Here is an 11,448-nt window from a genome sequence, read left to right on the forward strand (position 1 = left end):
GGCCTACCGCGTCCGGCCCTTTTTTGCAGAGGATGTCCTAAAGTCATGATCGCTCAGGATTATGCCGTGGCAGAGGCGCCCCGCCGGGCGCGTATCTGGTCCCATCTCTATGTCCAGGTTCTCTTCGCGATCGCGCTCGGCGCGGTCATCGGCCATTTCTGGCCCTCCTTCGGCGAGTCGCTGAAGCCGATCGGCGATGCCTTCATCAAGCTGGTGAAGATGATCATCGCCCCCGTCATCTTCCTGACCGTCGTCACCGGCATCGCGGGCATGCGCGAGCTGGGCTCGGTCGGCCGCGTCGCGGGCAAGGCCTTTTTCTACTTCATCACCGTGTCGACCTTCGCGCTGGTCGTCGGTCTGATCGTCGCCAATGTCGTCCAACCTGGCGCGGGCATGAACATCGATCCCGCCACGCTGAACGCCGGATCGATCGCCGAATATACCGCCAAGGCGCATGACACGACCGTCACCGGCTTCCTGCTGGGCATCATCCCCGACACGCTGGTCAGCGCCTTCACCCAGGGCAATATCCTGCAGGTGCTGATGGTCGCCATCCTGTTCGGCGTGGCCATGGCGCTGGTCGGCGAGCCCGCCCGCCCGCTGCTGACCAGCCTGGAGCGGATCAGCGTCGTCATCTTCCGCCTGGTCGGCATCCTGATGCGCGCCGCGCCGATCGGGGCCTTCGGCGCCATCGCCTTCACCATCGGCAAGTATGGCGTCGGCAGCCTCGTCAACCTCGGCGCGCTGGTCGCGACCTTCTACCTCACCTCGATCCTGTTCGTCGTCGTCGTGCTGGGCACCATCGCCCGCGCCAACGGCTTCTCGGTCCTGAAGCTGATCCGCTATCTGAAGGCCGAGCTGCTGCTGGTTCTGGGCACCTCGTCTTCGGAAGCCGCGCTGCCCAGCCTGCTCCAGAAGATGGAGAAGGCCGGTTGCGAAAAGTCGGTCGTCGGCCTCGTCGTCCCCACCGGCTATTCGTTCAACCTCGACGGCACCAACATCTACATGACGCTGGCGGCGCTGTTCATCGCCCAGGCCTGCGGCGTGGACCTGTCGCTCGGCCAGCAGCTGGCCCTGCTCCTCGTCGCGATGCTCTCGTCCAAGGGTGCGGCGGGCGTCACCGGCGCGGGCTTCATCACCCTGGCCGCCACCCTGTCGATCGTGCCGGACGTGCCGGTCGCGGGCATGGCGCTGATCCTGGGCGTCGACCGCTTCATGTCGGAATGCCGCAGCCTGACCAACTTCATCGGCAACGCCGTCGCGACGGTCGTCGTCGCCCGCTGGGAGAATGCCCTCGACAAGGACGCGCTCGACGCCGCGCTGAACGGCACCCCTATCCTCCCCGATCCCGCCGCCCGGCCCGTCATCGCCTGATCCCGGTACAGGCCCGGCCGCTCCCATCGGCCGGGTCATTTGTTTACCTGGGTGCGATAAGGGCGCCATCGTCTTGGCAAAGTGGTTTGATTGAGGGGGGTATTTCATGAAGTTTCGTTGGCTTTTCGGTACGGCCATAATGACCGCGGGGCTCGCCGCGTCCCCGGTGACGGCGCAGACCGTCACCCCCAAGGCGGCATCCGAACCCGCCAGTCCCGCCAGCACCGCCTATCCGGCCAGTGCGTCGGGTGACGGCAACACCGCCGGCGGTTACAACCAGTCGCGCTGGGCCGAGGACTGGCGCAAGATGTGCGACCCCGCCAAGCGGGACGATGTCATCGACGCGCTCAAATGCGTGAAGCTGACCGAGGACGGCAAGTCCTATGTCACCTTCTCGGGCGAGCTGCGCACGCGGGTCAACATCACGACCAATCCCAATCTGCGCGAGGTCGAGCAGCAGCGGCAGGACATTGCGCGCATCATCGGTGGCGCTGACGTCCATCTGGGCGACCATTTCCGCGTCTTCGGCGAACTGGGCCGTGCCGAGCTTCAGGGCATCAACCTGGGCACGCCGGGCGGCAACCTGCGCAACAAGCTGGCGGTGCAGCAGCTGTTCGCCGAGGTGAAGGGCAAGGCGCTGGGCCTGGATGTCGGCGTGCGCGCGGGCCGTCAGGAATTTTACGACGGGCCGCAGCTTCTGACCGTAGGTCGCGACAACAACACGCTGTATTTCGTGCTGGACGGCGTTCGCGCCTATGCCCGCGGCAAGGATGCGCGGGTCGATGTGTTCGACCTGAACTATGTCACCTACGGCTTCCAGGGCATCAGCGACGACAAGACCAACCCGGACGTGCGCTTCACCGGCGCGACCTTCGGCTTCCGCCTGTCGCCCAAGCTGTTCGGCGGATCGAAGCTCTATCTCGATCCCTTCATCTGGCGGCTGCGCAACCGTCGTGCCGTCTGGGGGCCGACCACCGGGCTGGAGGAACGCTATTTCCTGGGCCTGCATGCCTATGGCGATGCCGGGCCGGTCAATATCGACTGGACGGTCAACAACCAGCGCGGCACCTTCGCCAATCGCCCGATCTCGGCGTGGCAGGCGTTCATCGCGCAGACCTATCGCCTGGGCAAGAAGCCCGATGCCCCACGCGTCGGCGTCCATTTCGACTATGGCTCGGGCGGCGGTTCCTATCAGCGGACCGGCGAGCTGAACACGACCAACGGCCTGTTCGGCAACAATATCTATTACAGCTATGGCCTGTTCCTGACGCCGACCAACCTGCTGTACGCGGCGCCGAACTTCACCTTCACGCCGATCAAGGGCGTGCGGCTGGCGACCGAATATGGCTTTGCCTGGCGTCCCGACGAGTTCGACGCGGTCTATCGCGCCAGCGGCGCCCCCTGGGCGGGAACCCAGAATGTCCGGGGCAAGAAGATCGGCGAGGTCGCCCGCCTGCAGGCGGTCTGGACCATCACGCCGCGCTTTTCGTTCACCGGGCGGTACGAACATTTCAAGGCGGACACGGTGATGCAACGCGCCAACCTCAAGAGTTCGGATTTCTGGGCCGGCTGGCTCAGCTTCCGCTTCTGAGGATCGTTCGCGGGCAAGATGCAACCAAAGGGAGTATGACATGACCACCAGTATCGCCGACCCCGGGCGCGAGCGGCTGAAGGCCATTATCGGCGGCTCGACCGGCAATCTCGTCGAATGGTTCGACTGGTATGTCTACTCCGCCTTCACCCTGTATTTCGCGCCGCACTTCTTTCCGTCCGAAGACCGCACCGCGCAGCTGCTGAGCGCGGCGGCGGTCTTCGCGGTCGGTTTCATCATGCGGCCGATCGGGGCATGGGTGATGGGCATCTATGCCGATCGCAAGGGGCGCAAGGCCGGGCTCAGCCTGTCGGTCACGCTGATGTGCCTGGGGTCGCTCATCATCGCGGTGACGCCGGGCTATGCGACGATCGGGATCGCCGCCCCGGCGCTTCTCGTCCTGGCGCGGCTGATGCAGGGGCTGTCGGTCGGCGGCGAATATGGCGCCAGCGCGACCTATCTGACCGAGATGGCGGGCAAGGACCGGCGCGGATTCTTTTCGTCCTTCCAATATGTCACGCTGATCTCGGGCCAGCTGCTCGCCATCTGTGTCCTGCTGATCCTGCAGGCGACGCTTTCGGAGGCGGCGCTGGACGAATGGGGCTGGCGCGTCCCGTTCGCGCTGGGCGCGGTGCTGGCGGTCGTCGTCTTCTATATCCGGCGCGGGCTGGCCGAGACGAAGAGCTTCGAGAACGCCAAGAAGGACGGCGCGCCGCAATCGGGCCTGATCCAGCTGTTCACCAAGCACCCGCGCGAGACGCTGACCGTGATGCTGCTGACGGCGGGCGGCACCCTCGCCTTCTATGCCTATTCGATCTACATGCAGAAGTTCCTGGTCAACACCAGCGGGTTCAGCCGCGAGGTCGCCAGCCAGATCAACGCCGTCACGCTGTTCGTCTTCATGCTGCTTCAGCCGGTGGCGGGCGGACTGTCGGACCGGATCGGGCGCAAGCCGCTGATGGTCGCGTTCGGCATCGCGGGCGTGCTGTTCACCTATCCCATCTTCTCGACGCTGGCGACGACGCGCGATCCGATGGTGGCGGGCGGACTGGTGATGATCGCGCTGATCATCGTGACCGGTTATACCTCGATCAACGCGGTGGTGAAGGCCGAGCTGTTCCCGGCGCATATCCGCGCGCTGGGCGTCGCTTTGCCCTATGCGCTGGCCAACACCATCTTCGGCGGCACGGCGGAGTCTGTCGCCCTGCTGTTCAAGAAGGCCGGGTTCGAACAGGGCTTCTACTGGTATGTCACCGCGATGATCGGCGTCTCGCTGATCGTCTATCTGCGGATGCGCGACACCCGCAACCACAGCCAGATCGTTGAGGACTGATCCTCAACCCCGCGCGGCCAGGACGCGCGACACGATCGGGCCGAGGCTGTCGGCCTTGGCCCGGTCGATATGCGAACCATGGGTGATCAGCGCCTGGTCGAGCACCGTATCGATCGGCGACGCGGTCCGCTCCGCGGGCAGCAAGGCCGCCAGCTCGGTCACCAGCCCGCGCGCAGTCGCCGCATTCCGGGCCAGTTGCGCCAGCACCGCGTCGACCTCGACATGCGCCTCGTCCTCGCGCCAGCAGTCATAATCGGTGACCATGCCGATCAGCGCATAGGGCAGCTCCGCCTCACGCGCGAGCTTGGCCTCGGGCATGGCGGTCATGCCGATGACGTCGGCGCCCCATTGGCGATAGAGCAGGCTTTCGGCACGGGTCGAGAATTGGGGCCCCTCCATCGCCAGATAGGTGCCGCCATGCGTCACCGACGCCCCGGCGCGCTCCCCAGCCTGCGCCGCCAGCGCCGACAGGCGCGGACAGACGGGGTCCGCCATCGAGACATGCGCGACGAGGCCTGCGCCGAAGAAGCTGGTGTCACGGTGCACCGTCCGGTCGATGAACTGGTCGACCGCGACGAAACGGCCCGGCGCCAGCTCCTCGCGCAGCGACCCGATGGCCGAGATGGCGAGGACGTCGGTGCATCCCGCCAGCTTCAGCGCATGGATATTGGCGCGCGCATTGACCTCGGTCGGCGAGAGGCGATGCCCCCGGCCATGGCGGGGCAGGAAGACGAACCGCACCGCACCGATCCGCCCGCGCACCAGCGTGTCCGACGGCGCGCCCCAGGGCGTGTCGACCACCAGCGGCTCGACATCCTCCAGTGCGTCGATCGCATACAGACCCGATCCGCCGATGATCCCGATCGTCCAGCCCGTCATGCCCTGCTCCTGTTCCATGACGGGCCGGTTAGGCGCTCCGGGTCGCAAAGCAAAGGGGTGGGCCGGCGATCCCCCTGTCCGCATGCCAAAGCCGCCAGCGGCGACGGCCCGAAAGGCGAAAATTTGAGCCGGCCGTGAAACTCCCCGAACCTCATGACGTTCAAGTCCTGCAATTCCCCTGGACCACGCATTTTGCATAAACGACACGACGCGGTGCAGTTGAATTTGACGGCGCAGGGATAAGGCCGCAGAAGGGGGATCATGGCCATTACGAAAAGGACTGCTGGTCGCCCGACCCGGGAGCAGGCACAGCAGATCGACGATATCATCATGTCGGGGGCGCGCGAGGCGTTTTGCCGTCGCGGGATCGAGGGCACCTCGATGGAGGAAATCGCCCTTTCCGTCGGCGTCAGCAAGCACACCATCTATCGGCGTTATGCGGGCAAGATGGCGCTGCTCGACGCGGTGGTGTCGCGCGATCTGGATCGCCTCAACCAGGCGATGGTCGAAGACAGCAAGGGCAGCGATCCGCTGGAGCGGCTGAAGAATTCCGCGCGCCGCTTCTTCTTCTTCTGCGTCGAACCCGACACGGTCCGTTTCCTCGCCTTCCTGACCTCCGAAGCGGTGTTTTCCGACGAACTGCGTCGGCGCTTCGCAACCTGGGACCGCGTCCTCTCCGATCCGATCATCGCCTGTATCCAGGCATCGCAAAAGGTCGGGCTGCTGCGCGCGGACGAGACGCCGATCGCGCTGTTCAACCTGCTTGCCGACATGATCGACGGCCCCAGTCGCCGGATGCAGTTCGAATTGCCCGATCCCTTTTCGGGGTTGGACCCCAGCGACTTCTTCGAGCATCGCTGGTCGGTCTTCCTGAAGGTCGCCAGCGCCGGATGAGCGGGAACGGGCGATGACAGCAGGCGTTGGCGGCACATGTCCGACGACCTGCTGATCTTTCGCCCCGACGATGTCGACCTGTCCCGGTCGCCGCTGCGCCGGGGCATCGCCGAGCCGACCTATGTCCTGGGCGCCTTCAATCCGGGCATGACCCGGCTGGCCAATGGCAATCTGCTGCTGATGGTCCGTGTCGCCGAGGCGCTGTCGAACCCGGTCGATGGCGATCATGTCCGCGCGATCCGCTGGACCGGGGCGGGCTATGCGCTCGACCGCTATCCCGTCGACCGGGTCGACATGACCGATCCGCGCCAGTTCGCGATCCGCGGCTCGGCCCATCGCATATTGGCGCTGACCTCGCTGTCCTGGTTGTTACCGGTCGAGCTTTCCCCCGACGGCGCGACCGTCCTGGCGGTGCATTACGACAAGGCGATCGAGCCCGCCGCCTCATGGCAGGATTATGGGGTCGAGGATGCGCGGATCAGCCGGGTCGGCGATCGCTGGTACATGACCACCTGTTCGGTCTCGGCGGAGCGGCATTCGACGACGCTCCACATCTCGGACAACGGGCTCGACTATCGCCTGGCGGGGATCATCCTCGACCATCAGAACAAGGACATGCTGTTCTTCGAGGGGCTGGTCGACGGGCGCTTCATGGCGCTGACCCGGCCGCTGGGCGAAGTCTATTTCGCCTATCCCGAGGACAGCCCCTTTGTCGGCGGTCCGTCGATCAATTTCGCGACATCGCCCGACGGGCTTCACTGGAAACCGGTCGAGGCACCCGGCATCCGCGCGCGCAAGGCCTCGACCTCGGCGATGAAGGTCGGCGGCGGCACCCCGCCGATCCTGACCGACCGGGGCTGGCTGACGCTGTATCACGGCGTCGAGCGGCGGGAGTCGGTGGGCATCTACCGCAGCTTTTGGGCGCTATTCGACAGGGACGATCCGACCCGTATCCTGCGCATCGAGGACGAGCGTCCGCTGCTGGAAGCGAACCCCAGCCTCACCGCCTCCATCGCGCACCAGATGTACCTGCCCACGCCGGTCGTCTTCTCGACCGGCATCGTCGATATGGGCGATCATTATCTGGTGGCCAGCGGTGAGGCCGATCTGGCCTGCCGGATGACCCGGCTGCCCAAGGATCTGTTCCAGTGAGCGTACGGCCCTGGTGGCAGTCGGCCGTCCTCTATCAAATCTATCCCTGGTCGTTTCAGGACAGCGATGGCGACGGGATAGGGGATTTGCGCGGGATCGAGAACCGGCTCGACTATCTGGTCGAGCTGGGGGTGGATGCGATCTGGCTTTCGCCGATCTTTCCGTCACCTATGGCGGATTTCGGATATGACGTGGCCGATTATTGCGGCATCGACCCGCGCTTCGGAACGCTGGCGGATTTCGACTCGCTGCTCGCCTCGGCCCATGCGCGCGGGTTGAAGCTGCTGCTCGACTTCGTGCCCAATCACAGTTCCGACCAGCATCCCTGGTTCGTCGAGAGCCGGGCATCGCGCGACAACCCCAAGCGCGACTGGTATATCTGGCAAGACGCCGCGCCGGACGGAGGATCGCCCAACAACTGGATCAGCGATTTCGGCGGCTCCGCCTGGACCTGGGACGCGACGACCGGCCAATATTATTATCATGCCTTTCTGAAGGAACAGCCCGACCTCAACTGGCGCAACCCGGCGGTGCGGGCGGCGATGCTCGACGTCCTGCGCTTCTGGTTCGCGCGCGGGGTGGACGGCTTCCGGATCGACGTGTTGTGGCACATCGTCAAGCATGCCGGGTTTCCCGACAACCCGCTCAACCCGGACTGGGACCCGGCGACCGGCGAGATGAACCGGGTGTTCCAGCTTCATTCGACCGACCAGCCCGAGGTCCATGACATCGCCGCCGACATGCGCGCGATCGCCGATGCCTTTGGTCGCAAAGGTGACGACCGGGTGCTGATCGGCGAGATCTATCTGCCGGTCGAGCGACTGATGCGCTATTACGGACTGGCGGGCGAAGGCGTCCACCTGCCCTTCAATTTCCAGCTGATCGATGCGCCCTGGAATGCGCGCGGACTGGCCCGCATGATCGCGGGTTACGAGGCCGCCCTCCCCCCGGGCGGCTGGCCCAATTGGGTGCTGGGCAATCATGACCGCCCGCGCAGCGCCACCAAGCGCGGATGCGCGCAGGCGCGGGTTGCCGCCATGCTGCTGCTGACGCTGCGCGGTACGCCGACGCTTTATTATGGCGACGAACTCGGCATGGAGAACGGCCATATCCCGCCCGATCGGGTCCGTGATCCCCGCGAGTTGCGCGAACCCGGACTGGGGCTGGGTCGTGATCCCGTCCGCACGCCGATGCCATGGGACGACAGCCCTCATGGGGGGTTCACCACCGGCGAGCCCTGGTTGCCGCTGGGCGGTGACTGGCCGCGCCGCAATGTCGCCGCCGAGTTGGAGGACCCCGCTTCGATGCTGGCGCTCCACCATGCGCTGCTGCGGCTCCGGCGCATGACGCCCGCGCTCGCCATCGGGTCGATCCGGCTGATCGAGGCGGACGGCGATGTGCTGGCCTATGAACGGGAACAGGATGGCGAGCGGCTGGTCGTAGCGCTGAACCTGGGGTCCGCCCCGGCGCCGGTCGTGCTGCCGCCGGGCGTGGCGCTGCTCTCCACTCTGCCCGGCCCACTGTCCGATGCCGATCCCACCCTGCTTCGCCCCGACGAAGGGCTGATCCTGAAAGTCGATACCCACGCATGAAAATCGCCATGATCGCCCCGATTGCGTGGCGTACCCCGCCCCGCGCCTATGGCCCGTGGGAGTTGGTGACGAGCCTGTTGACCGAAGCCCTGGTCGCGCGCGGCGTCGATGTGACGCTGTTCGCCACCCAGGACAGCATCACCAAGGCCAGGCTGGCCGGGCCCGTGCCCGCCGCCTATTCGGAAGACCCGTCGATCGATGCCAAGGTCTGGGAGATGCGCCATCTCGCCGCCGTGTTCGAGCGGGCGGACGAGTTCGACCTGATCCACAATCAGGCCGATTTTCCGGCCCATGCCTTTTCGGGACTGGTCGATACGCCGATGGTCACGACGATCCATGGCTTTTCGTCCGAGCGTATCCTGCCGATGTACGCCCCCTATCAGGATCGGGTGCATTATGTCGCCATCTCGGACGCGGATCGGCACCCCGATCTGCGCTATGCCGCGACCATTCACCACGGCATTCCGATCGAGGATTTTCCCTTCGATCCAAGGGGTAGTGACGACCTCCTCTTCTTTGGTCGCATCCATCCCGACAAGGGCGCGTCGGAGGCGATCGCGACCGCGCGGGCGGCCGACCGGCGGCTGGTGATGGCCGGGATCGTACAGGATCAGGGCTATTGGGAGCGCGAGGTGCAGCCCCATGTCGATGGCGACCGGATCGTCTATCGCGGCCCCGTCGGCGGTGCGGACCGGACCGCGACGCTGGGGCAGGCCTTTGCCCTGCTGCACCTCATCAATTTCGACGAGCCCTTCGGCCTGTCGGTGGTCGAGGCCATGGCCTGCGGCACGCCGGTCATCGCCATCCGGCGGGGCTCGATGGCCGAGCTGATCGAAGACGGCGTGACCGGCTTTCTGGTCGATACGGTCGAACAGGCGATCGAGGCGGTGGCGCGCATCGGCGAAATCGATCGGGCCGCCTGCCGCCGCGCGGCGGCGACACGCTTTTCGGTCGACCGGATGGCCGACGAATATCTGGCGCTCTACCGCTCCATCTTGGGCTGATCGCGCAGCGACAAGGCGACCGCGTCGATCCGGTGGAGCATGGCGACGAATGTCTCCAGCTCCTCCGGTTTGAAACTGGAGAATAATTGTTCCTCCAATTCCAAGGCCTTGGGTGAAACATCTGCGTAGAGTTCTCGCCCCGCATCGGTCAAGACGAGCAAGTGCGAGCGTCGGTCGCCGTCATGCGCGGTGCGGGCCAGCAAGCCGCGCCCGACCATCGCGATCGCCGCGCGCGAGACGGTGACCTTGTCCATCCGGCTGCGCTCGCACACCGCCGACTGCGCCACCGCGCCTTCCTCCGCCACGATCGCGATCAGCCGCCATTCCGGGATCGTGAGCCCGAACAGCTGCTGATAGGCGCTGGCGATATGGTCGCTGACTAGGTTCGAGGTGATCGACAGGCGATAGGGCAGAAAGGCGTCCAGCCGCAATTCGCGAGATCGTAACATTTGACACCAATTCTCCGGTCTGCGATTTAGTCTCCAACGTTACTGGATCAGGAGTTGGACGTCATGGCAACCACCCCGAACAATCCGCTGGGCCTCGACGGCTTCGCTTTCTGCGAATTCACGACCCCCGAACCCGACATGCTGGCGCGCCAGTTCGACATGATGGGCTTCGTCCCCACCCATCGTCACCCCACCAAGGCGATCACCCGCTACAAGCAGGGGCGCATCACCCTGCTCCTCAACGCCGAGGCCGAAGGCCAGGCCGCCGAGTTCCGCAGCGAGCACGGCCCCTCGGCCAGCGGCATGGGCTTTTACGTGGCCGATCCGGCGGAGGCGTTCGACCATGCGGTGAAGGGCGGCGCGGTGCCGGTCGACGCGGCACGCGGCTGCCTGAACCCGGACGCCCGGGCGATCGAGGGGATTGGCGGCAGCTATCTCTATCTGGTCAAGGCGGGCGACGACCTGTTCGCCAACTGGACCGAGGTGGCGGGCTGGCAGCAGGCGGAGGCCGAGAACAATGTCGGGCTCGACCTGCTCGATCATCTGACCCACAATGTCCGTCGCGGCGAGATGCGGACCTGGTCGGGCTTCTATTCCAAGCTGTTCGGTTTCGAGGAACAGAAATATTTCGACATCAAGGGCAAGGCGACCGGGCTGTTCAGCCAGGCGATGATCGCCCCCGACAAGGCGATCCGCATCCCGCTGAACGAGAGCCAGGACGAGAAGAGCCAGATCGAGGAATTCATTCGCGAATATAATGGCGAAGGCATCCAGCATCTCGCGCTGACCACCGACGATATCTACGAGACCGTCGAAAAGCTGCGCGCGCGCGGCGTCCGGTTGCAGGACACGATCGAGACCTATTACGAACTGGTCGACAAGCGCGTGCCCGGCCATGGCGAGGACCTGGAACGGCTGAAGCGCAACCGCATCCTGATCGACGGCAATGTCGGGGAAGAGGGCATCCTGCTCCAGATCTTCACCGAGAATATGATCGGCCCGATCTTCTTCGAGATCATCCAGCGCAAGGGCAATGAGGGCTTTGGCAACGGCAATTTCCAGGCGCTGTTCGAGAGCATCGAACTCGACCAGATCCGTCGCGGGGTGATTACGGTCGACGCCTGACCAGGATCGACCGGCTGGCACGGTGGGGCCACGCCACAGGGGCGCGGCTTCGCCG

General features: G+C 65.4%; 10 protein-coding genes. 8 read left to right on the forward strand and 2 right to left on the reverse strand.

Features of this window, described 5'->3' with window-relative positions:
* Nucleotides 1-45 precede the first annotated feature (45 nt).
* From QE385_RS03175 to QE385_RS03185, 3 genes are all read left to right on the forward strand, one after another.
* The gene (locus QE385_RS03175) at nt 46-1,374 is read left to right on the forward strand and encodes a dicarboxylate/amino acid:cation symporter (protein ID WP_307099001.1); all 1,329 of its coding nucleotides are present in this window, start codon (nt 46-48) and stop codon (nt 1,372-1,374) included.
* Between the two features lie 106 nt (nt 1,375-1,480).
* Nucleotides 1,481-2,965, forward strand: a complete 1,485-nt coding sequence (locus tag QE385_RS03180; RefSeq protein ID WP_307099004.1) for an alginate export family protein — start codon at nt 1,481-1,483, stop codon at nt 2,963-2,965.
* A gap of 40 nt (nt 2,966-3,005) precedes the next feature.
* Complete coding sequence (locus QE385_RS03185) at nt 3,006-4,298, forward strand: MFS transporter (RefSeq protein WP_307099006.1); 1,293 nt, start codon at nt 3,006-3,008, stop codon at nt 4,296-4,298.
* Between the two features lie 3 nt (nt 4,299-4,301).
* Here QE385_RS03185 and mtnP read toward each other — a convergent pair whose 3' ends face one another.
* Complete coding sequence (mtnP, locus tag QE385_RS03190) at nt 4,302-5,177, reverse strand: S-methyl-5'-thioadenosine phosphorylase (RefSeq protein WP_307099008.1); 876 nt, start codon at nt 5,175-5,177, stop codon at nt 4,302-4,304.
* A gap of 261 nt (nt 5,178-5,438) precedes the next feature.
* Here mtnP and QE385_RS03195 point away from each other — a divergent pair, with 261 nt between their 5' ends.
* The 4 genes from QE385_RS03195 to QE385_RS03210 are packed head-to-tail and all read left to right on the forward strand — an operon-like array spanning nt 5,439 to nt 9,819.
* On the forward strand, nt 5,439-6,071 hold the full coding sequence (locus QE385_RS03195) for a TetR/AcrR family transcriptional regulator (RefSeq protein ID WP_307099010.1): 633 nt from the start codon (nt 5,439-5,441) through the stop codon (nt 6,069-6,071).
* A gap of 36 nt (nt 6,072-6,107) precedes the next feature.
* Nucleotides 6,108-7,223, forward strand: coding sequence for a glycosidase (locus QE385_RS03200; RefSeq protein WP_307099012.1), 1,116 nt, complete (start codon nt 6,108-6,110; stop codon nt 7,221-7,223).
* Complete coding sequence (locus tag QE385_RS03205; RefSeq protein ID WP_307099014.1) at nt 7,220-8,815, forward strand: alpha-amylase family glycosyl hydrolase; 1,596 nt, start codon at nt 7,220-7,222, stop codon at nt 8,813-8,815. Before QE385_RS03200 ends, QE385_RS03205 begins: the two co-directional genes overlap by 4 nt.
* Nucleotides 8,812-9,819 carry a glycosyltransferase family 4 protein gene (locus tag QE385_RS03210; protein ID WP_307099015.1) on the forward strand — a complete coding sequence of 336 codons (1,008 nt, stop codon included), beginning with the start codon at nt 8,812-8,814 and terminating at the stop codon, nt 9,817-9,819. Before QE385_RS03205 ends, QE385_RS03210 begins: the two co-directional genes overlap by 4 nt.
* On the opposite strand, the gene QE385_RS03215 is transcribed toward QE385_RS03210, so the two are convergent.
* Nucleotides 9,798-10,268: a MarR family winged helix-turn-helix transcriptional regulator gene (locus QE385_RS03215; RefSeq protein WP_307099018.1), complete on the reverse strand. Its 471-nt coding sequence runs from the start codon at nt 10,266-10,268 to the stop codon at nt 9,798-9,800. The two genes, QE385_RS03210 and QE385_RS03215, sit on opposite strands and share 22 nt — an antisense overlap.
* Nucleotides 10,269-10,331: 63 nt before the next feature.
* Between QE385_RS03215 and hppD the strand changes: the two genes are divergently transcribed.
* Complete coding sequence (hppD, locus tag QE385_RS03220; protein WP_307099020.1) at nt 10,332-11,393, forward strand: 4-hydroxyphenylpyruvate dioxygenase; 1,062 nt, start codon at nt 10,332-10,334, stop codon at nt 11,391-11,393.
* The last annotated feature ends 55 nt before the right edge of the window (nt 11,394-11,448 follow it).

The organism is Sphingomonas sp. SORGH_AS_0950 (assembly GCF_030818415.1).
Lineage (GTDB): Bacteria > Pseudomonadota > Alphaproteobacteria > Sphingomonadales > Sphingomonadaceae > Sphingomonas.

Coding starts and splice junctions, on each gene's coding strand:
- mtnP (WP_307099008.1), bottom strand. CDS start 5,177: ATGACGGGCTGGACGATCGGGATCATCGGCGGATCGGGTCTGTATGCG.
- QE385_RS03215 (WP_307099018.1), bottom strand. CDS start 10,268: ATGTTACGATCTCGCGAATTGCGGCTGGACGCCTTTCTGCCCTATCGC.
- QE385_RS03195 (WP_307099010.1), top strand. CDS start 5,439: ATGGCCATTACGAAAAGGACTGCTGGTCGCCCGACCCGGGAGCAGGCA.
- QE385_RS03210 (WP_307099015.1), top strand. CDS start 8,812: ATGAAAATCGCCATGATCGCCCCGATTGCGTGGCGTACCCCGCCCCGC.
- QE385_RS03185 (WP_307099006.1), top strand. CDS start 3,006: ATGACCACCAGTATCGCCGACCCCGGGCGCGAGCGGCTGAAGGCCATT.
- hppD (WP_307099020.1), top strand. CDS start 10,332: ATGGCAACCACCCCGAACAATCCGCTGGGCCTCGACGGCTTCGCTTTC.
- QE385_RS03200 (WP_307099012.1), top strand. CDS start 6,108: ATGTCCGACGACCTGCTGATCTTTCGCCCCGACGATGTCGACCTGTCC.
- QE385_RS03180 (WP_307099004.1), top strand. CDS start 1,481: ATGAAGTTTCGTTGGCTTTTCGGTACGGCCATAATGACCGCGGGGCTC.
- QE385_RS03175 (WP_307099001.1), top strand. CDS start 46: ATGATCGCTCAGGATTATGCCGTGGCAGAGGCGCCCCGCCGGGCGCGT.